Consider the following 20,141-nt stretch of genomic DNA (forward strand, 5'->3'; position numbering starts at 1 on the left):
TCCCCTATGGCAAAGACCCGCAAGACCAAGTTCACCCGGATCGCGGTTGAAGGCGCGACGACCGACGGCCGCGTCATCGAGCGCGACTGGATCGAGCAGATGGCCGCGACCTACGACCCGGCCACCTATACCGCCCGCGTCAACTGTGAGCACATCCGAGGCTTCAGCCCGACCCCGCCGTTCAACGCCTACGGTTCGGTCACGGCGCTGAAGACGGAAGAGGTCGAGCTCAGCATCGGCGGCAAGAAGCAGAAGCGTCTGGCGCTGCTGGCCCAGATCGAGGGCAACGAACAGCTGATCCAACTGGTCGAGCAGGACCAGAAGCGCTTCACCAGCATCGAGGTCTCACCCAACTTCGCCGAGACCGGCAAGGCTGGCCTCGTCGGCCTTGCGCTCACCGACAACCCGGCCAGCCTCGGCACCGAGGCCCTGCAGTTCTCGGCCCTGAAGCCAATGTGGGACGCCCGCAAGGCCGACCCGAACAACCTGTTCACGGCAGCGCTTGAGACCGAGATTGCCTTCGAAGACGAAGCCGCCCCCGCCCAGGACATGGCGACCGTGATCAAGGGATTCGTCACGTCGCTGTTCTCTGACCTGAAGCCGGGAACCACGCAGACGCATACCCCGCCGCAGGCCCCTGCTGCGCCGGCACAGGCTCCGGCCAACGACAACGACGCCCTGATCGAGAAGATGTCCGCCAGCCTCGGCAGCGCCATCGAGCAGGCGCTCGCGGGTCCGAAGCAGGAGATCACGGCGCTGCGCACCGACCTGACCCAGCTCACCCAGAAGCTGTCGCAGACCGAAACTCCCGGCCAGGCCCGTCAGCTTCAGACCGGCGGCACCGGCGACGTCGCCACCGATTGCTGACCCCTCCCCATAGCCCCTCCCCGCGAAAGGCCTTTCGATGAAGCCGACCACCCGCGCAAAGTTCAATGCGTACTGCAGCCAGATCGCGCTGCTGAACACCACGGACGACGTCACCGTCAAGTTCACGGTCGCGCCGTCCGTCCAGCAGACGCTGGAGACCAAAATTCAGGAGACGAGCGAGTTCCTGAAGCAGATCAACATCATCTCCGTCGATGAGCAGGAAGGCGAGAAGCTCGGCCTGATCATCAACGGCCCGGTTGCCGGCCGCACCGACACGTCGGGCAGCGGCGTGCGCCAGACCAGCGACCCATCCGAGCTGGAGAAACACCCGTACCGCTGCGAGAAGACCAACAGCGATACCCACCTGAGCTACGCCAAGCTCGATGCCTGGGCCAAATTCCCCGACTTCCAGACCCGCATCCGCGATGCTCTCCTGAAGCAGCAGGGCCTCGACCGGATCATGATCGGCTGGAACGGCACCCACGTTGCCCCCACCACCGACAAGGCCGCAAATCCGCTGCTGCAGGACGTCAACAAGGGCTGGCTCCAGCACATCCGCGACAACGCGCCGACGCGCGTCCTGAGCGAAGGCGAGCTCGAGGAGGGCATGATCTATGTCGGTGACGGCGTGGTCGGCACCGAAGTCGATTACGCCAGCCTTGATGCCCTGGTGTTCGATGCGCTTGAGCTGCTCGATCCGTGGGCGAAGGATGATCCGGAACTGGTGGTGATCGTCGGCAGCGGCCTCGTCCACGACAAGTACTTCCCGATCATCAGCCAGGCAGGCTCGACGGCAACGGAAGTGGCCGCCCGCGACCAGATCCTGCGCTCGGCCAAGCAGCTGGGCGGCAAGCCCGCCGTCACCGTGCCGTTCTTCCCGGCCAATGCCATCCTGATCACCAAGCTCTCCAACCTGTCGGTCTACTGGCAGGAAGGCACGCGTCGGCGCCACGTTGTGGAAGAGCCCAAGCGCGACCGCGTCGAGAACTACGAGAGCTGGAACGAGGCCTATGTGGTCGAGGACTACGGCTTCACGGCCCTGATCGAGAACATTGTCATGGGCAAGAAGTCCGCGGCACAGGGCGGCTAAACCATGAGTCTGGTTCGTCGTCACCGCGAGCGCATGGCCGCTCGGCTTGCCGCCGCAACAGCGGGTTCGGCCATCGTTGCCTCTGCGGTGACACCGGCCGCCGCCAGTGGGGATGTCCCCGCTGGCGGCGCAGCCCGCGACCCGGCTGCCGCACAGATGCGCATGCGCCACACCCTCCATCTGCGCCGGCTGAAGGAGATCAAGTCGGTCAAGGCCAAGATCGAGGCCAAGCGCGAGATGCTGCCCGAGTACGCCGCCTGGGTCGAAGGCTGGCTGAAGGTGCTCGAGGAGAACGGCGTTGCCGCTCCCGACGAGATCGTCTCGACCGTCATGGTCTGGAGAATTGACACCGGCGACTATGCCGGCGCGCTCGAGCTGGCCGATCCGCTGATCGACCAGGGCATCGCCCTGCCCGCGCGCTACGCCCGCGACACGGCAACGCTCGTCGTCGAGGAAATCGCCGAGGCCGCGCTGACCGCGCTGACCAAGGGCGAGGCTTTCGACCTCAGCATTCTCCAGCAGACCGAATGGCTGACGCAGAACGCGGACATGCACGACGAGGTCAAGGCCAAGCTGTTCAAGGCTATCGGCCTCGAATTTGTCCGGCGGGCTGACCTTGAGGCCGACCTTAACGAAAAGGCGGTGCTCCAGACCAACGCCCGGCAGGCGCTGGTCAAGGCGCGCGACCTGCATGAGCGGGTCGGCGTCAAGAAGGACATCGACAAACTCGATCGCGCCCTGCGCGCGTCCCAGGACACCGGCACAGCCGGTTGACCCGCTCGCCCCCCGGCGTCGGCGGCGGATCGGTCAGAAAGCAGGCTTTTGCCATCGCTCTCACGACCGATCCCCACCGCCGTAACCCGGGTGGGCGGCAAAGGAGACTTCCGTGAGCTTCGTCGCCCTTCCATCCCGCTGCGAGCCGATCGATCCGACCCCGGAGCCGCAGGGGCTGATCACCAATGACGGCTTCTTTCCCGATCTGGATCCGGAAGAGATGCGGCTCCTGGCCAACGTCTCGACCTCAATCACACCGAAGGCCCTGCGCGGCGCGCTCGTCGCCGCGATCATCACCGTTGGCCGCGACCTGCGCGCCTGGGCGGAAGCCCAGCAGGCCGCAGGATATCCGACGCTCAATGCGGTGCCTGCCACCCGCATCGACGGCGTCTCCGTCCACCTGCAGCAGTACCGGCGCGCCGTTGCCCTCTTTGCCAAGGCTGAGCTGATCGAGCGGCAGCGCGACTTCGACACCACGGCCGCCGGCGGCAAGGATCTGGAAGAGCTCGGCGAGAGCATTGGAGATCTGCGCCGCGACGCCCTGCATGCCGTGCGCGACATCCTTGCGCGCTCGCGCACCATCATCGAGCTGATCTGATGGTGCGCACCGTCATCTCCCGCCAGGGCGACACCCTCGATGCACTGATCTGGCGCGAGGCGGGCCTGAAGGCGGGCGACATCTCGCGCGTCCTCGCGGCCAACCCGGGCCTTGCCGACCTCAGCCCGGTCCTTCCCCTCGGCACTGCCGTCACCCTTCCCGCCACTTCGAGCCAGCCGCAAACGCGCCCGCTCGTCCAGCTTTGGGACTGACCCATGACCCTGCCTGAACTGTTGAAAGAAATCTGGGAGCAGACGCAGGCCGCTGCCGCTGCCCTCACCCCGGCCGCGCTCGGCTCGGCCGTCTCCCAGGCCTGGCGGCCCGGCCTGACGTGGCGGCAGCGCCTCGTCCAGTGGATCGTCGGCATCAGCGTCAGCTACTACGTGACGCTCGGCGCCACCGAGATCCTCAATTTAACGCCGTTCACGGCGCAGGCCTGCAGCTTCGTCATCGCCATGATCGCCTTCGAGGTCACGCCGCTGTTCACCCGGGCGGCCGGCGATCTCGTGGCCGAGCTGCCCGCGCTCATCAAGGCCCGGCTCGGGAGGGGCAAATGATCCCTGCCCGTCAGATCTTCGCTGCCCAGGCCAACCTTGCCAAGGCAGGCTACGAGCCCGGCACCATTGACGGCTTGCTAGGCCCCAGGACGCTCGCCGCATGGTGCAGTTACATTGTCGGCCGCCAGCTTGGCGCGCTCGGGCTGCTGCTCGGCACGGCCATGGCCGGCGACTTCCGCCGCTTTGACATCGTCACGCCGCTGCGCATGGCCCATTTCCTCGCTCAGGCCGCGCACGAGACGGGCGGCTTCCGCCACTTCGTCGAGCTCGGCTCGGGCGACGGGCCGGACCCTGACCCGTATGACGATTACCTGCAGCGCTACGACTACCGGCGCGACCTCGGCAACAGCGCTGCCGGTGACGGCGAGCGCTACCGGGGCCGCGGCATTTTCCAGCTCACTGGCAAGGCCAACTATTGGACGTATAGCAAGCGCGTTGGCATCGACCTGATCAATCAGCCGGAAAGGGCAGCGGAACCTGAGCTCGCCGTGCTGATCGCCTGCCTGTTCTGGGCCGACCGAAAGCTCAACGCCATTGCTGACGATGACGCCCTGGTCGCCATCACGCGGCGCATCAACGGCGGTACCAACGGTCTGGCCGACCGTCAGGCCCGGCTCGCCCGCGCCAAAACCATCTGGGAGCTGAGCCATGATCGCCTTGCGTAGCCTGTTCGGCTTGCTCGGCCGCCACCGCTCTGACCTGACGCTGCTGGCGGTAGCGGTGGCTGCTGCCGGGCTCTGGGCCGCTTATGCCAGCGTTCGGGCCGACCGCGATGCCACGGTCAGCATGGCCGAGCGGATCTGCGCCGCTGCCGGCAGCGCCTACGCGGCCGACAAGGGCAAGCCCGGCAAGGCCTGCGCGCGTGAGGTCATCCGGCTTGCTGCCTTCAAGAGCGAGGCGCAGAGCAAGACCACCGAGGCCCTCGTCGCTGCCATGCACGCCCGCGAGGAAAAACAGGCACACGATGCCGAACGTCGTCAGGCCCGGTTAGAAGCCCGCCTTGCCGCCCACACCGCCATGCAAAACGCCGAGGATGAGGTTCATGATGATCAGGTCAATGGCAGCTGGTTTGCTGCTCTCAATCGCCTTGCAGGCCTGCGCACACCGGCCCGCTGAGCTAGCGCCCACGGCGGTTGCCGTCGAGATCCGGGACACCCCTCCTGCCGAGCTGCTCGCCTGCCCGGTGCGCCCCGAAGGCTTTCCACTCGACAGCATGGCGACGCTGCCCAGGCCGCTGCGAGCGGCCGCCATGCGCCTGGCTCAAAGCTACGCCGAGGCGACCGACCAGCTCGAGCGCCTGATCGGCTGGAACACCGGCCAGCCCTGCCCCACGGAGGCCCCCGATGCGCAAGCCTGAAAGCCTTCGCCAGTGGCTGGAAAGCTGCCTGCCGGAGCTAAGGAATCACCCCGACCAGCTGCAGGTCTATGTCGACAATGGCAACGTCGCAGCCAGGCGCGGTGAGACCCTGTCGTTTTCCTACGGCTACACGCTCGCCGTGCTGCTGACAGACTACACCGGAAGCCCGGATCAGGTGGTGGTGCCCTTGCTTGCCTGGATCGAGCAGGAGCAGCCTGACCTGCTGCAGCGCACCGACAGCCAGCCGTTCCGCTACGAGGCGGAGATCCTCGATCGCAAGCGGGTGGACCTCCTCTTCCAGCTCGATCTGACCGAGCGGGTGATCGTCACGCCTCGCGCGGACAACACCGGCTTCGACATTGCTCACCCGGCCCCGCCCGCGAACAACACCTTCACCGGCATCTGCGCGTCATGGCTGCGCCAGTGCTATGCCGGCACCGAGCTGGTCGCCGAGACGCAAGACCCAGCTGTCGAGCTCAAGCCCGGCATTCCGCCCGAGGTCGGGCCGTGAGCGATGACCTGGTCGAGATCGAGCGCGTCGCCGGCGGGCTGTTGCGGCAGCTGACCTCCGGCCAGCGCCGCTCGCTCCTGCGCCGCATGGCCCGTGACATGGCAGCCCGCAACCGGGCGCGCATCAACGCCCAGACCGCACCGGACGGCACAGCCTTCGAGCCGCGCCGCAAGCGCGAGCCTGCCCGCACCGTCAACCAGACCGCCTGCTTCCTCTACCCCTCGGGCGGCTCGGGAGGCCCTCGCAAGGTGGTGCTTCGCAACTACGCCATCGAGAAGACCGGCGAGACCAACTACATGATGACCGGCTTCGACATCGAGGCCGGAGCCATCCGCAGCTTCTTCCACGACAAGGTCATCAAGTGGCTGCCCGTCGATGCGGATCACCGCAACGCCTCGGCCGGGCGTCTGCGTCGCCGGGGCAACCTGCGCCGCAAGGCCATGTTCCGCCGCCTTGCCACGGCCCGCCTGCTGCGCTCCGGCGAAGACGACCAGGGCTTCTGGGTCGGCTTTACCGGCCGCGCCGCCGAGGTTGCCCGCATCCACCACGAGGGCCTGCGCGACCGCCCCTCGCTCAAGGCCAGGCCCATCAGTTATCCGCGCCGCCCACTAGTTGGCTTCAGCAACGAAGACAGGCAGGCGCTGCTCGACATGCTTTACAACAACATAAAGTTAGGTGAATTTTAATTATTCTTTAATTTAGAAGTTAAAGTTTCGTAAATTTGACCTGAGAGCTTCTTATATCTAAGAGCATCAGTTGCAGTAATTCCTGCACTATGAGCGGCAATATTTCTCAGATACATCATTTCACGAAGGTTATATTCCATAGAATCATCAATAATACCAGCTCTACGCAACCTGCCTACTTTTCTCATAGGCGACAATTTTGCATATGAAGGGCTTGGATTTAACGATGTTATTAATTTATTCAAAATATCATTGATACGCGCCCAGTCGTTAATTATTTCAATTACCGGGTATTCATCCATTAATTTTTCTGACAATTCACTCTGCACAGGGTGGTGATCAACAGAAGGACTAGTAATTACAGTACTAATATTAATGGAATTTGGCGTTACCTTATGCGTACGAGGTGCCTCATCTTTTGACATGCTGCCTTCTTTAGGCTCAGGACCGCCGTTTTGAACATTGTTTTCAGCATCGGATTTCTGATCAGAAATAATGTCTTCATTTTTATTTAGAAGTACACTTTCCTCAACCTCATTAAGCTTGCGCTTGAATTTGAAATTTTTATCTCCCCATCCAATTTCATTAATATTATCAAGCAAATCTTCTATTTTCCGTTTAAACATACAAAATAGCAAAAGAATCAATAAAGGCCATGCCAGCGATGATGTCATCGACGACACAAAATGCAATACATCCATATTTACTTTCTTTTCGGTTAAATCAGATGGAACCGAAATAGTAATTTCCTGATACCCCACATCACCAAGATTATCAGACATTATATTACTTTCTTGATACTTAAAATCATCTCCTAAAAGTTACTATTGAGTGGGACACATTAAAATTTGCCTACATTATCAATTTTTATGTGTAGAGGCTCCCTCTACACATGCCCCCTCTGGCTTTGGTGAGACCTAGCCGCCGACAAAGGCGGCATGGCCGATGCAACCTTCACCGCTGTTGATCTCTCCCGCCTGCCCGCCCCGCAGGTGGTGGAGCCGCTCGACTATGAGACGATCCTTGCCGAGATGATCGCCTCGCTGCGGCTGATCCTGCCCGATTTCCAGCCGCTCGAGAGCGAGCCGGCCGTCAAGGTTCTGCAGATCGTCGCCTACCGCGAGCTGCACCTGCGCCAGCGCATCAACGAGGCCGCGCTTGCTGTGATGCCCGCCTATGCGCGTGGAGCCGACCTCGACAACCTCGCTGCCCTGCTGGGCGTCACCCGCTTCCAGCTCGATCCGGGCGATCCGGTGCTGGGCATTCCCCCGACCATGGAGAGCGATGCCGACCTGCGCCGGCGCATGGTGCTGGCCCCGGAAGGCTATTCGGTCGCTGGTCCTGAAGGCGCGTACATCTTCCATGCCCTCTCGGCGGACCCGGACGTGCTGGACGCCAGCGCGACCAGCCCAGCCCCCGGTGAAGTCGTGGTCTCGATCCTCTCGCGCACCGGCAATGGCACCGCCTCGCCCGCGCTGATTGAGGCCGTCGCCGCCCACGTCTCGGCCGACGCTCTGCGCCCGCTGACCGACCACGTCACCGTGCGGTCGGCCGAGGTGGTGCCCTACACCGTCACCGCCACCGTCACCACCTTCTCCGGCCCGGATGGCTCGGTCGTCATGGCCGAGGCCCAGCGCCGCATTCAGGAGCATGTCGCCGCCAGCCATCGGCTCGGCCGCGACATCACCATCTCCGGCCTGCATGCCGCCCTGCACGTCGAGGGTGTGCACCGCGTGGTGCTCGCCCAGCCGACTGCAGACATCATCATCGGCCGCCATCAGGCCCCCTACTGCTCGAGCCTGACGGTCACCTACGCCGGGACCGGAGAATGACCGGCTCGCTCCTTCCTCCCAACGCCACCGAGCTCGAGCGCGCCCTCGAGCTTGCGACGGCGCGGATCAATGACATCGACACCAACCTGCGCAAGCTCTGGAGCCCGGACGATTGCCCGGTGGGTCTCCTGCCCTGGCTGGCCTGGGCGCTGTCGCTCGACAGCTGGTCGTCCGACTGGCCGGAGGCGATCAAGCGCGAGCGGGTGCGCCGCGCCCTCGACATCGCCCGGCGCAAGGGTACGGCCCAGAGCGTGCGCAGCGTGGTCGAGAGCTTCGGCGGTCAGGTCGCCATCCGCGAGTGGTGGCAGAAAACCCCGGTCGGCGAGCCCCACACGTTCGACCTGGTGCTGACGCTGGGCAGCGCCTCGGCTCCAGCCAGCGCCGCCTTCGTCGACTCTGTCATTGCCGAGGTCGCCCGCACGAAGCCGGTACGCTCCCACTTCAGCTTCACCCAGGGCTTCGCCGCCGCGACCTCGGTCGGTGTCCCTGCCGCTGCCCGCGCCGTCATCGCCGCGCGCCTTTCCCTCGCTGCATGAGTTCCGCCATGACCCTGCCTCTACCGACCCCGCCTGAACTGATCATGCTCGCCGTAGGCAGCGCCCTCGTGCTCCTCGCCCTCGCTCAGGGGTCTAGGGCATGAGCGGGCTCATCCTCACCGTCACCAATGCGGGTCGCGCCGCGCTGGTCAACCTGCCCAACACCGGCACCAATGCGGTGCTGATGGCGAGCGTTGGCGTCTCGGCCACCAGCTTTACGCCCACGCCTGCAACCACGGCCTTGCCGGGCGAGATCAAGCGGATCTCGACGATCGCCGGCGAGGCGGTCGCCAACGATACCATTCACGTCACCGTCCGCGACGAAAGCAGCGCCGTCTACACCGTGCGCTCGTTCGGCCTCTACCTGTCTGACGGCACCCTCTTTGCCGTTTACAGCCAGGCCAATCCGATCATGGAGAAGTCGGCGCAGGCGATGCTGCTGCTGGCCATCGACGTTGCCTTTGCCGACATCAGCGCCGCCCAGATCACCTTCGGCGACACCAGCTTCATCAACCCGCCCGCCACCACCGAGCGACAGGGCGTCGTTGAGCTGGCGACCGATGCCGAAGCCACGACGGGCACCGATGCGACCCGCGCCGTCACGCCCAAGGGGCTGAAGGCCGCCGTTACCAGCTGGCTCGACACCCGCTTTGGCAACGGCGCACCGTCCGCCTTTATCAAAGGTTTGCTGACCAGTGCCAGTGCCGCCGCGCTGCGCACGTCGCTCGCTATTAAATCGGCAGCTCTGAAGGACGAAGGGCCCGGCAATGGGCTGAATGCCGACCTGCTCGATGGTCAGCACGGCAGCTATTACACCGACGTCGTTGCTCGCCTTGGCTACAGGCCTTGGGGAGCAGGCAACGACGGCGCGGGCTCCGGGCTGGATGCCGACCTGCTCGACGGCCTGCATGCCTCGGCCTTCGCGCTGACCAGCCACAGCCACGATTATCTGCCGACGACGTCCCTTGGAAGCTATGCCGCCTATGCCGTCGATCGGGTGCGCAATGGCTACTACGGCCTGATGTTGGGTACTGATACGGCCTCACCGGTTGTGATGTTTCACACCGACGGTGTCGGCGGGATCTATGCCCAGGGTGCCGGGGCCGGCTGGCGCTTGTATTTCGACGGCGTTGACTGGCACGTCGGCGCAATCTCGGGACGCAAGGTCTGGCATGCCGCCAATGATGGCGGCGGCTCCGGCCTTGACGCGGACCTGCTCGATGGTCTTCACGCTCACCAACTCATGCGGGCCGACCAGACTGCAGAGACATTCGGCATCTATCGGGTCGCCGCCATCTCGGATCTGAACGAGGTGCCACGGGGGGATTACCGCGCCCTGATACCCTTCCATGCCGGGTTTCAGGCGGCGAACCGGCCTGGCGGAAATTACTTCGGCGGCATCGATATGTCGGGCGGTCTGAGCGGGTACCGCTGGCAGCTGGGCGCAGCCATTCCGGCCACCACCTTCCAGCTCTGGGGGCGTCAACAGGCAGCTGGCACGTGGCAGGAGTGGGTCCAGTTCTGGCACACGGGCAACGATGGCTCGGGTTCTGGTCTCGATGCGGATCTGCTCGACGGCCTGCACGGCTCATCTTACCTCGGACCAACCGAAGACTCTGAACACGACTTTGCCGCCTACAAAGCTTCGATAGCTCGAGGCGGATACCATGGTGTTCTGTTCGGCACCGGCAAAACCCACGTCACAGCCATGTTCTCTCCAGTGCAGGCTGGCGGATTTTATGTCCGCGATGGGGATGGCGCAGGCAACTCCCGCTGGCTGCTGTATACCAACGGTGCCGATTGGTTTGTTGGATCGAATCACACGAGCAAAGTGTGGCATGCAGCCAACGACGGTGCGGGTTCGGGCCTCGATGCGGATCTCTTCGACGGCGCGCAGTCGTCCAGCTTCGTCGGGCCGTCGACGACGGCCGAAAGCGCCTACGCCGCCCACATCGCCCGGAATGCTCGAAGCGGCTACTACGGCATTCTGCACGGGGCCGATAAAACCGGCGTCGTGTCGATGTTCAACGCCTCCGGTCTCGGCGGACTATACTGCGAGCAGTATGGCGGGGGCGGCGCACGCTGGCTGCTGTTTTACGATGGCACGGACTTCCACATCGGCAATCTCAGCGGCCGCAAGGTCTGGAACGCGGCCAACGACGGTGCGGGCTCGGGGCTTGATGCGGATCTGCTCGACGGCCAGCAAGGCAGCTATTACCTGCCCGCCGCCAGCTATTCCGCCGCCGATGTGAAGGCCAAACTGCTGACCGTCGACGGCTCCGGCTCCGGTGTCGATGCAGACTTGCTCGACGGCCTGCATGCGTCGGATTTCCAGCGTGTCACCAGCCAGAACATGGCGGCTTTGAACGGCTATCGGGTCTTTGCCGATGGCACGAAGGAGTGCTGGACCAGTCTCACCATTGCTCAGCATTCCAACGCCACCTGGACGCTGCCGGTCGCGCACACCGAGTTTGTCCATCCGAGTTTCGCCATATCGACGGCGAACGGCATCACCGACGTCCAGGACAACACCGGCATTACGTCCATCAACGGCGCACCGCCGGTCAGCATCACCTTCTGGAATGCCGACAACCGCACCATCACGATCTGGGTGCGCACGATCGGCCGATAACCCCCTGACGAAAGGAACCATCATGTCCGAACTCACCCACCAGATCGGCGCATACGACGCCGGCACCCGCACCGTGCCGGTGACCTTCACGCAAGGCGAGATCGTCCACCAGCGCTCCGTCAACGCCTGCCTTGATGAAGCCGGTGAATATGACGCTGAAGCCACCGAGGCACGCGTCGAGGAAGTAGCGCGCGGCGTGGCGCAGAAGATCGCACTCGGCGTGATCAAGGCCGCCGAGCCGGAACCCGAGACAACGGAAGAATCGGCAGACTAAAGTGTGTTCGCCCCCTTTGCGTTCGTGAGGGGGGCCGAGGTGGTGCAGCACCTCGAACCGCGAGCGGCAACCGGCTGTTTATGGAGAGGCCGCCTCTTCACAAACGCCCCCGCGCATCAGATCTGCTACCTTTGCTTCGCAGCATCGTGCATCTTGTCACCGAAAGTGATGCGTTGAAGTGAAGAATTAGCCATTCCCCGTTATAAAAATAACGATTCTTGATTACTGGTCTTACCGGTGATCGATGCTTGGGGAGGTAGATTTGGGGGGCACTTCAACCAGAGGAGCCATGGTTCTTGCCGTCATTTTCGGCCTTGCCGACAATGCCGCCACAGCTGAGACGGCCAGCTCTCTTCCCACCTCCGGCTCACCGGCAATCAAAGACTGTGAAGATTGTCCTGCCATGGTTCTGCTGCGACCCATGACCTATGCGGACGGTAAAGTACGTGTCTTCTACGCGGCACGCACCGAGCTCACTTGGCGAGAGTATGCCGCGGCAGTGCGCGAGAACAACTGCCCGCATCCATTTAATATGAGCTTAGAAACAGTTGATATGAACCGGCCTGAAAATCAGGATGATTACCCACTCGTGGGCATTCATTATTGGCAGTTCCCCTGTTATCTGGACTGGCTCAACAAGAAAACGGGAAAAAACTATCGCCTCCCATCAGGTGAAGAATGGGAGTTTCTTGCCCGTGCCGGCACGTCGAGCCGATTTCCATGGGGTAACGAGATTGGCTACAATAATGCGATTATCCGGGGTCATTTCAATCAAAGCGAAGTAAGTGCTCGGGATGTCAGCTACGATGAGCGCAAGCATGTCCGGCAGAGGCATATATATCCAGTCGCAAAACTACGTCCCAACGCCTGGGGCCTGTACGACGTCATCGGCAATGCCAGCGAGGCTACGACGGATTTTTCTCCACCATTTCCAGAATGTGTTGAGAAATCCGGTAATGCTCGCTGCCATATTACTGTGAGCCGGGGCGGAAGAACCTCGACCGACCCTTCGGAAAACTTGCTCAAACATAAGTACCACTGGTTTACAGCTTCTTTCGGTTACCGTCTCATCCTCGATAAATAATCGAGGCCGCAGCGCCTCCGTTTTCAAAGACCTGATTATCGGCAAACTGACTACCGGCCCGGCCGCGAACGATTGAGCGGCAACCGGCAGTTTGTGGAGAGGCCGCCTCTCCACAAACGCCCCCGCGCATCCGGTAGCCAAGCGCGCCATTGTCAGGCGCATGACCACCGCCCTCGACCTTGAACAGCTGCTCGGCGACATGCTGCGCCTCGGGACCATCGCGTCTGTTGACCACGCGAGCGCCACCTGCCGCGTCACGACTGGCGAGATCACCACCGGCTCGCTGCCCTGGCTTGCAGCGCGCGCCGGCGGCGTGACCGTCTGGTCGCCCCCCACGGTCGGCGAGCAATGCCTGCTGCTGTGCCCGGAAGGCGACACGCTGGCAGGGCTCGTCCTGGTCGGGCTGTTCTCCAATTCCTTCCCCGCCCCGTCGAGCGATCCTGAACTTGTCCTGCTGCAACTCCCTGACGGGGCGACGCTCAGCTACCACCACGGCACTCACCGGCTCGAGGCTCTGCTGCCCTCGGGCGGCACCGCTCACGTCCAGGCCGACGGCGGGCTGACCATCGTCGGCGACGTCACCATCACTGGCAATGTCAGCATCGAGGGCAATGCCACGGCCAGCGGCACCGTCACCGGACAGGCCAACGTGATGGGCGGCGGCATCAGCCTCAAGGGTCACAAGCACAGCGGCGTCGCCGCCGGTACGGCCAAGACCGGAGGCCCGGAGTGAGCGCCCTGATCGCCGCCGTTTGCGGCTTCGTCGGCCTGGTTCTTGGCGTCCTGGTCGAGAGGCACTGTCGATGACAGGCATGAGCCGCCACACCGGCACAAGCCTGACGGACGAGGCTCACCTCGCCCAGTCGGTTGCCGACATCCTGACGACGCCGCTGGGCTCTCGCCTCGCCCGGCGCGACTACGGCTCGATGCTGCCGGACCTGATCGACCAGCCGCTGACCCCGGCCCTGGCCTTGCGCATCTACGGTGCCACCGCCGTTGCGCTCTCCCGCTGGGAGCCGCGCCTGCGCCTGCGCCGGGTCACGCTGGAGACCGGTACCAGCTCCAGCAGCCGCGTCCTGCACCTCGAGGGCCAGCGCCGCGATGCGCCCGCCCCCAACAGCCTCGTCCGCCTGACCATCCCGCTTTCCTGAAGGAGCCTCCATGAGTTTCAAACACGGCATCACCGTTACCGAGATCAACACCGGCAGTCGCACCCTGACGCCGCTGTCCACCGCCATCATCGGCCTTGTCGCCACGGCCAGCGACGCTGACGCCAGCGTCTTCCCGCTCGACCGCCCGGCGCTCGTTACCGACATCGAGGCGGCCATCGGCAAGGCCGGGACGATGGGCACGCTGCGCAGCGCCCTGCGCGCCATTGCCGACCAGACCCGCCCGGTCGTTGTCGTCGTCCGCGTGGCCGAGGGCTTCGACGAGGAAGAGACCACCGCCAACGTCATCGGCGACACCATCGAGGGCCAGAAGACCGGCCTGCAGGCGCTGCTGGCAGCCGAAGGCCAGCTGGGCGTTCGCCCCCGCATCCTCGGCGCACCGGGCCTCGACACCCAGCCGGTCACGGCGGCGCTCGCCGTTGTTGCCCAGAAGCTGCGCGGCTTCGCATATGCCCGCGCCCTGGGCTCGACCGTGGCCGAGGCCCTCGCCTACCGTGCCAACTTCTCGGCGCGCGAGCTCATGCTCCTGTTCCCCGACTTCCTCGCCTTCGACACCGTGGCTGAAGCCACCACCACCAGCCACGCCGTTGCCCGTGCGCTGGGCCTGCGCGCCCGCATCGATGAGGAGGTCGGCCCGCAAAAAACCCTCTCGAACTTCCCTGTCCAGGGCGTCGTCGGCCTGACCCGGGACATCCAGTGGGATCTGCAGAGCAGCGACACCGAAGCCGCCCTGCTCAACGCCGAGGAAGTGACCGCGCTCGTGCGCACCTCGACCGGCTACCGCTTCTGGGGCAACCGCACCTGCTCGGCCGAGCCTCTGTTCGCCTTCGAAAGCACGGTGCGCGTCGCCCAGCTCATCGCCGACACCGTGGCGCTGGGCATGGAATGGGCCATCGACAAGCCGCTGACCCCTGCTTTGGCCCGCGACATCGTCGAGACGGTCAACGGCTTCTTCCGCCAGCTGAAGGCGGCCGGCGTCATCCTCGGCGCGACCGCCTGGTACGACGAGGCCCAGAACAGCATCGCCAGCCTGAAGGCAGGCAAGCTGCGCATCGACTACGACTACACCGTGCCGCCGCCGCTCGAGGACCTGGGTTTCAACCAGCGCATCACCGACGCTTACTTCGCTGACTTCTCCGGCCAGGCTGCCGCCTGACCCCGCCCGCACGAGTAAAGGAACCCCCACATGGCATTGCCCCGCATCCTGACCGACATGATGCTTTACAACGAAGGCCAGTCCTTCATGGGAGAGGTCTCGAGCATCGTCCTGCCCAAGCTTGTCCGCAAGACCGAGGACTGGCGCGGCGGCGGCATGTTCGCCCCGGTCAAGCTCGACATGGGGATGGAAGGGCTCGAGATGGAGGCCACCTTCGGGGGCCCCATGCGCGACATCCTGCGCCAGTTCGGCGTGACCGGCATTGCCGGCGTCTATCAGCGCTTCGTCGGCTTCTACCAGCAGCAGGACACCGGCGGGCAGGATGCCGTCGAGGTGATCGTGCGCGGCCGGCACGATGAAATTGACCGCGGCGAGGCCAAGCCCGGCGAAGCCGGTGAGTTCAAGGTCAAGTCCTCCCTCGTCTACTACAAGGAGGTCTGGAACGGTCGCACCGAGATCGAGATCGACGTGATGAACATGGTCCAGATCATCAACGGCGTCGACCTGATGGCCGCCCGTCGCACCGCCCTTGGCCTGTTCTGACCCTGACGCCCCGGCATCAGCCGGGGCACTTCCCCCCTTCTTTGTATCATGGAGCTATCAATGACCCAGACCACGTCCGCTCCGGTGACGACCGCCGATGTCCGTACCGTCAATCTCGACAACCCGATCCAGCGCGGCGAGACCGCGATCGACACGCTGCAGCTGCGCAAGCCCGGCGCAGGTGAGTTGCGTGGACTGACGATTGCCGATCTGGCGCGCCTGGATGTCGCTGCCATCCTGACCCTTCTGCCGCGCATCACGACCCCGCCGATCAGCCCGGCCGAAGCCGCTGCCCTGTCCATCGAGGATCTGTTCGCCTGTTCGACCGAGGTCGGGGATTTTTTGCTGCAGAAGCGGGATCGGGCGGCCTTCCCCCGAGCGTAGAGGAAGCTTGGGCGGACATTGGCGCTGTCTTCCATTGGCCGCCCTCGGAACTCGACGCCATGAGCCTCGCCGAACTGATGCGCTGGCGTGAACTGGCGATTGAACGCCTCAAACTGATCAAGGAGTAATCATGTCGCGCGATCTTCGCCTGCGCTTCGTGCTCGATGCGCTCGACCGGGTCAGCCAGCCGCTTCGGGCTATCACCGAAGGGTCGAGCAAAACCGCCAAGTCCCTGCGGGAGACGCGCGACGAGCTGCGTGCGATGGAGGCCCAGCAGCGCAAGATTGCCGTCTACAAGGATCAGCAAAAGGGCCTTGCTGACTATCACACTGCCCTGGACGAGGCCCGCCGACAGCAGCGGGCCTTGCGCCTCGAGGTAGAAGCAAGCGACAATCCGACCAAGAAGCTCTCGCAGGCCTACGAGCGCGCCAGTCGTCGGGTCGAGACGCTCGAGCTGCGCAGCACGGAGCAGGTGCGCACGCTGCAGCGACTGCAAGGCGAGCTGCAGGAAGCAGGCGTCGACACCACCCAACTGGCTCGCCACGAGCAGACTCTGGCGAGCAGGATCAGCCAGACGACCACCCGGCTCACCGAACGGCAGGCCGCCCTTGATCGCGCGGCAAACGCCCAGCGGCGCTATCAGCAGCGCCAGGAGGCGGCCTCGCGCCTGCAGTCCGGAGGCGCGGCCGCCACGGCCATGGGAGCCGCAGCGACGGCCCCAAGCTTTGTGGCAGCCCGCTCGGCCATGTCGTTCGAGGATGCACTGGCGGACGCCAACAAGGTGCTGAACCTCACCAACGTCGAGTTGGCCAGGATGAAGCAGGAAACGCTGGAGCAGTCCAAGCGCCTCCCGCTCACACCTCAGCAGCTCATGGTGATCAAGGCGGCCGGTGCCGAGGCGCGCATCGCCAAGGGCGAGCTTGGAGCCTTCGCAGAAGACGCCGCCAAGATGGCCATTGCCTTCAACCTCCCCGCTGAGGCAGCCGGGGAGCAGATGGCCGCCTGGCGAACGAGCTTCGGCCTCAGCCAGGACGGCGTTCGCGCGCTCTCCGACCAGATCAATGCGCTGACCAACAAGATGGGCGGTAACACCGCGGCGATTTCGGAGACTATCACCCGCATCGGCCCGCTCGGGCAGGTCGCCGGTCTGGCGGGTGGGCAGATCGCGGCCATGGCCGCCACGCTGGACGCGGTCAAGGTGCCCAGCGACGTTGCCGGGACTGGCATTAAGAACATGCTGCTGGCCATGACCAAGGGCGCTGCCGCAACCAAGGCGCAGTCTGAAGCCTTCAAGCGCCTCGGGTTCTCGACCACCGACCTGGCCAAGCGGATGCAGACTGACGCGAGCGGCGCAATCACCGACGTGCTGACCCGCATCAGTCAGCTGAAGGGAGAGGACCAGACCTCGATCCTGACCGAGCTGTTCGGTTCGGAAAGCGTCACGGCCATCGCGCCGATGCTGACCAATCTCGACGACCTGAAGAAGCGCCTCGAGCTGGTCGGCGATGCCAGCGCCTACACCGGCTCGATGGCCGAGGAGTTCCTGGCCCGCATGGGCACGACTTCGGCCAAGCTGCAGATCGCGAGCAACCGGGTCGAGGTAATGAAGGTCAAGCTGGGCGACCGGCTGCTGCCCCTGATCGTCGAAGCCGCTGACCGGGTCGGCGCGCTGGCTGACCGGATCTCGGCATGGGCCGATCGCAACCCCAAGCTGGCCAACACCTTGATGATCATCGCCAGTGTGCTTGGGCCATTGTTGATCGGCCTCGGCGCGCTGGGGATTGTCGCTGGCACCGTCGGACGGGGCTGGGCCGTTTTGTCCTTTGGCTTCACCAAGCTTAAGCCTTTGCTACCCTTGCTCAAGGCTGGCTTTGGCGGCGTTGCGACCGGCATCCGCCTCGTTGGTGCAGCAATCATGGCCAACCCTATTCTGGCGATCATCGCCCTGCTCGCAGGCGCGGTGTATCTGATCTATCGAAACTGGGACACCATCGGGCCATGGGTCAAAGGGCTCTGGAATAAGGTGACCGCCTTCTTCCAAAGCGGAATTGACAACATCCTCAGCACGCTTGCTGACTTCTCCCCTCTCGGCATCCTTTACCAGGGCTTCGCCAAGCTGCTGAACTGGCTCGGCATCGACATACCGGACAAGCTGTCCACCGTTGGAAAGAACCTGCTCTCTGGCCTATGGAATGGCTTGTGGAGCCAGAAAGACTGGTTGGTCGGCAAGCTGAAGCTGCTGGCGAATCTGATCCCCGAGCCGATCCGCAAGGCGCTGGGCATCAAGTCGCCCAGCCGGGTCTTCATGCGGATTGGCGGTGACATCATGGACGGCCTCGATGAGGGGCTCGAGGCGAACGCGCGCAATCCCGTAAGCCGCGTTCGTGGCCTTTCCGGCCAGCTGACGCGCGCCATGGCCGTCGGCATCACCGCACCGGCGCTGATGGCCGCCAACCCGGCAGCGGCCAGCTCGGATCAACTTGCTCAGGCTCTGGCTCGAGGAACGCCCACACCGACCCAGCGGGCCGTCGCTGTGCCGCCGGCAACGACAGCCGCAGCGGCACCGGCCCGGTTCCCGGCGGCTGGCGCCACACCGGCAAGCGTCAACACCTACAATCTCACTATCAACGTCACCGGCTCCAACCCGGTCGACGTCGAGCGCGCCGTGCGCAGCGCGATCGAACGGATCGAGCGCGACCGCTCCGGCCGCACCTTCAGCGACAACCGATAAAGGACCGAACATGCACCTGATGGCCCTCGGCCTTTTCGTCTTCGAGATCCCCTCGCTGGCTTACAGCGAGCTGCAGCGGCGCATGGACTGGCGGCACGCCCGCTCCGGCCGGATCGGCGCACGCGATGCGGCGCAGTTCGTCGGCCCCGGCGAGGACACCATCTGCCTGCAAGGCGCAGTCTACACCGAGATTGCCGACGGCCCGGCCTCCCTCGCCTCCTTGCGCGAGATGGCCGACCAGGGCGAGGCCCTCCCGCTGGTGGATGGCAGCGGCACCGTGCTCGGCTCCTACGTCATCACCGCCCTCGATGAGCGCCAGACGGCCTTCCACGACAACGGCCGCCCGCGCCGCATCGACTTCGCGCTCGACCTGATGCGCGTGGCCGATCCGCTGGGCGAAGCAGAGGCCACGGCATGACCGAATACCGTCACAACATCCCCGACTGGCGCGTGACGCTGGAAGGCCAAGACCTGACCGGCAAGATGCGCCCGCGCCTTCGCTCGCTGTCCCTGTCTGAGAAGCGCGGCGATGAGGCCGACCAGCTCGACATCGTCCTCGAGGATACGGACGGCGGTCTTGCCCTGCCCCGCCCCGGCGCTGTGCTGACGCTGGCATTGGGCTGGAAGCAGGGCAGCGACGTCACGCCCGGCCTCGTCGGCAAGGGCAGCTTCAAGGTGGACGAGATCGAGCATTCCGGCCCGCCCGACGAGATCACGCTGCGCGCCCGGGCGGCCGACTTCACCAGCGCCATCCGCCTGCGCCGCGAGCAGAGTTGGCACGACACGACGCTTGGCAGCGTCCTGACCGACATCGCCGGGCGCAATGGCCTTGCCGCCCGCATAGCGCCTGCTCTGGCGCGCGTCGCCGTGCCGACCCTCAGCCAGAGCCGGGAAAGCGACACGGCTTTCCTGCGCCGCCTAGGGGCCGAACACGACGCTGTCGCGACGATCAAGGCCGGCTGTCTGATCTTCACCCGCAAGGGAGCCGGCACGACGCCGGGCGGAAAGCCGATTCCGCTGCTGACCATCCGTCGCACGGATGGCGATCGACACCGCTGGTCCCGCCAGACGCGGGACGAGCAGGCAGGCGTCACCGCCTACTGGCATGACAAGGGCGACGCAAAACGCCAGTCGGTGACCGTGGGAGAGCAACAAGGAGCCAAGCGCCTGCGCAAGACCTACGCTAGCGAAGCCGAGGCCAAACAGGCCGCCATTGCCGAACGTGACCGGCTGAAGCGCACGCCCGCCAGCCTTGATCTGCAGCTCGCTTATGGAAGACCGGACGCCTACCCGGAGCAGCGGGTTCGGGTGACTGGCTTTAAGCCAGAGATCAACGCCGCCACGTGGCTCATCACCGAGG

General features: G+C 64.4%; 26 protein-coding genes. 25 read left to right on the forward strand and 1 reads right to left on the reverse strand.

Annotated features, from left to right (window positions below; translation table 11 throughout):
- The first annotated feature begins 6 nt into the window (after positions 1 to 6).
- The 11 genes from VIG90_RS00330 to VIG90_RS00380 all read left to right on the forward strand — a co-directional run bounded on the left by VIG90_RS00330 (position 7) and on the right by VIG90_RS00380 (position 6,440).
- A complete protein-coding gene (locus VIG90_RS00330; RefSeq protein WP_331591351.1) occupies positions 7 to 867 on the forward strand; it encodes a GPO family capsid scaffolding protein in 861 nt (286 codons plus the stop codon).
- A gap of 37 nt (positions 868 to 904) precedes the next feature.
- The gene (locus VIG90_RS00335) at positions 905 to 1,957 is read left to right on the forward strand and encodes a phage major capsid protein, P2 family (protein ID WP_331591353.1); all 1,053 of its coding nucleotides are present in this window, start codon (positions 905 to 907) and stop codon (positions 1,955 to 1,957) included.
- Between the two features lie 3 nt (positions 1,958 to 1,960).
- The gene (gpM, locus tag VIG90_RS00340) at positions 1,961 to 2,731 is read left to right on the forward strand and encodes a phage terminase small subunit (RefSeq protein WP_331591354.1); all 771 of its coding nucleotides are present in this window, start codon (positions 1,961 to 1,963) and stop codon (positions 2,729 to 2,731) included.
- Positions 2,732 to 2,843: 112 nt separating this feature from the next.
- Entirely contained in the window at positions 2,844 to 3,329 is a 486-nt protein-coding gene (locus VIG90_RS00345) for a head completion/stabilization protein (RefSeq protein WP_331591356.1), read from the forward strand.
- Positions 3,329 to 3,541 carry a tail protein X gene (locus VIG90_RS00350; protein ID WP_331591358.1) on the forward strand — a complete coding sequence of 71 codons (213 nt, stop codon included), beginning with the start codon at positions 3,329 to 3,331 and terminating at the stop codon, positions 3,539 to 3,541. Before VIG90_RS00345 ends, VIG90_RS00350 begins: the two co-directional genes overlap by 1 nt.
- A gap of 3 nt (positions 3,542 to 3,544) precedes the next feature.
- Complete coding sequence (locus VIG90_RS00355; protein ID WP_331591360.1) at positions 3,545 to 3,886, forward strand: hypothetical protein; 342 nt, start codon at positions 3,545 to 3,547, stop codon at positions 3,884 to 3,886.
- Positions 3,883 to 4,551 carry a glycoside hydrolase family 19 protein gene (locus VIG90_RS00360; RefSeq protein WP_331591361.1) on the forward strand — a complete coding sequence of 223 codons (669 nt, stop codon included), beginning with the start codon at positions 3,883 to 3,885 and terminating at the stop codon, positions 4,549 to 4,551. Before VIG90_RS00355 ends, VIG90_RS00360 begins: the two co-directional genes overlap by 4 nt.
- A complete protein-coding gene (locus tag VIG90_RS00365; protein WP_331591364.1) occupies positions 4,535 to 5,002 on the forward strand; it encodes a hypothetical protein in 468 nt (155 codons plus the stop codon). The genes VIG90_RS00360 and VIG90_RS00365 overlap by 17 nt, the downstream gene beginning before the upstream one ends.
- Positions 4,944 to 5,243 carry a hypothetical protein gene (locus VIG90_RS00370; protein WP_331591366.1) on the forward strand — a complete coding sequence of 100 codons (300 nt, stop codon included), beginning with the start codon at positions 4,944 to 4,946 and terminating at the stop codon, positions 5,241 to 5,243. The genes VIG90_RS00365 and VIG90_RS00370 overlap by 59 nt, the downstream gene beginning before the upstream one ends.
- The gene (locus tag VIG90_RS00375; protein ID WP_331591367.1) at positions 5,230 to 5,754 is read left to right on the forward strand and encodes a phage tail protein; all 525 of its coding nucleotides are present in this window, start codon (positions 5,230 to 5,232) and stop codon (positions 5,752 to 5,754) included. Before VIG90_RS00370 ends, VIG90_RS00375 begins: the two co-directional genes overlap by 14 nt.
- Positions 5,751 to 6,440, forward strand: a complete 690-nt coding sequence (locus VIG90_RS00380) for a phage virion morphogenesis protein (protein WP_331591368.1) — start codon at positions 5,751 to 5,753, stop codon at positions 6,438 to 6,440. The genes VIG90_RS00375 and VIG90_RS00380 overlap by 4 nt, the downstream gene beginning before the upstream one ends.
- On the opposite strand, the gene VIG90_RS00385 is transcribed toward VIG90_RS00380, so the two are convergent.
- On the reverse strand, positions 6,437 to 7,222 hold the full coding sequence (locus VIG90_RS00385; RefSeq protein WP_331591369.1) for a hypothetical protein: 786 nt from the start codon (positions 7,220 to 7,222) through the stop codon (positions 6,437 to 6,439). The genes VIG90_RS00380 and VIG90_RS00385 overlap by 4 nt on opposite strands.
- 156 nt (positions 7,223 to 7,378) lie before the next feature.
- Here VIG90_RS00385 and VIG90_RS00390 point away from each other — a divergent pair, with 156 nt between their 5' ends.
- From VIG90_RS00390 to VIG90_RS00455, 14 genes are all read left to right on the forward strand, one after another.
- Positions 7,379 to 8,272: a baseplate assembly protein gene (locus VIG90_RS00390; protein WP_331591370.1), complete on the forward strand. Its 894-nt coding sequence runs from the start codon at positions 7,379 to 7,381 to the stop codon at positions 8,270 to 8,272.
- A complete protein-coding gene (locus VIG90_RS00395) occupies positions 8,269 to 8,808 on the forward strand; it encodes a phage tail protein I (protein ID WP_331591371.1) in 540 nt (179 codons plus the stop codon). The genes VIG90_RS00390 and VIG90_RS00395 overlap by 4 nt, the downstream gene beginning before the upstream one ends.
- A gap of 100 nt (positions 8,809 to 8,908) precedes the next feature.
- Positions 8,909 to 11,440 (forward strand): hypothetical protein, encoded by a 2,532-nt coding sequence (locus tag VIG90_RS00400; protein WP_331591372.1) that lies wholly within the window; start codon positions 8,909 to 8,911, stop codon positions 11,438 to 11,440.
- Positions 11,441 to 11,462: 22 nt separating this feature from the next.
- Entirely contained in the window at positions 11,463 to 11,714 is a 252-nt protein-coding gene (locus VIG90_RS00405; protein WP_331591373.1) for a hypothetical protein, read from the forward strand.
- Between the two features lie 289 nt (positions 11,715 to 12,003).
- Positions 12,004 to 12,798, forward strand: coding sequence for a formylglycine-generating enzyme family protein (locus VIG90_RS00410; protein WP_331591374.1), 795 nt, complete (start codon positions 12,004 to 12,006; stop codon positions 12,796 to 12,798).
- A gap of 91 nt (positions 12,799 to 12,889) precedes the next feature.
- Positions 12,890 to 13,531 (forward strand): phage baseplate assembly protein V, encoded by a 642-nt coding sequence (locus VIG90_RS00415; RefSeq protein WP_331591375.1) that lies wholly within the window; start codon positions 12,890 to 12,892, stop codon positions 13,529 to 13,531.
- Positions 13,532 to 13,601: 70 nt separating this feature from the next.
- A complete protein-coding gene (locus tag VIG90_RS00420; protein ID WP_331591376.1) occupies positions 13,602 to 13,949 on the forward strand; it encodes a GPW/gp25 family protein in 348 nt (115 codons plus the stop codon).
- 10 nt (positions 13,950 to 13,959) lie between these two features.
- A complete protein-coding gene (locus VIG90_RS00425) occupies positions 13,960 to 15,123 on the forward strand; it encodes a phage tail sheath subtilisin-like domain-containing protein (protein ID WP_331591377.1) in 1,164 nt (387 codons plus the stop codon).
- Positions 15,124 to 15,153: 30 nt separating this feature from the next.
- A complete protein-coding gene (locus VIG90_RS00430) occupies positions 15,154 to 15,666 on the forward strand; it encodes a phage major tail tube protein (RefSeq protein ID WP_331591378.1) in 513 nt (170 codons plus the stop codon).
- Between the two features lie 60 nt (positions 15,667 to 15,726).
- Complete coding sequence (locus tag VIG90_RS00435; RefSeq protein WP_331591379.1) at positions 15,727 to 16,050, forward strand: phage tail assembly protein; 324 nt, start codon at positions 15,727 to 15,729, stop codon at positions 16,048 to 16,050.
- A gap of 17 nt (positions 16,051 to 16,067) precedes the next feature.
- Positions 16,068 to 16,178, forward strand: a complete 111-nt coding sequence (locus VIG90_RS00440; RefSeq protein ID WP_331591385.1) for a GpE family phage tail protein — start codon at positions 16,068 to 16,070, stop codon at positions 16,176 to 16,178.
- Between the two features lie 2 nt (positions 16,179 to 16,180).
- Positions 16,181 to 18,781: a phage tail tape measure protein gene (locus VIG90_RS00445; RefSeq protein ID WP_331591380.1), complete on the forward strand. Its 2,601-nt coding sequence runs from the start codon at positions 16,181 to 16,183 to the stop codon at positions 18,779 to 18,781.
- Positions 18,782 to 18,791: 10 nt separating this feature from the next.
- On the forward strand, positions 18,792 to 19,199 hold the full coding sequence (locus VIG90_RS00450; RefSeq protein ID WP_331591382.1) for a phage tail protein: 408 nt from the start codon (positions 18,792 to 18,794) through the stop codon (positions 19,197 to 19,199).
- A partial coding sequence (locus tag VIG90_RS00455) for a contractile injection system protein, VgrG/Pvc8 family (protein WP_331591383.1) occupies positions 19,196 to 20,141 on the forward strand: 946 nt, incomplete at its 3' end. The genes VIG90_RS00450 and VIG90_RS00455, both read left to right, overlap by 4 nt.

It is taken from the genome of Pedomonas sp. (assembly GCF_036515995.1).
Taxonomy (GTDB): domain Bacteria; phylum Pseudomonadota; class Alphaproteobacteria; order Sphingomonadales; family Sphingomonadaceae; genus Pedomonas.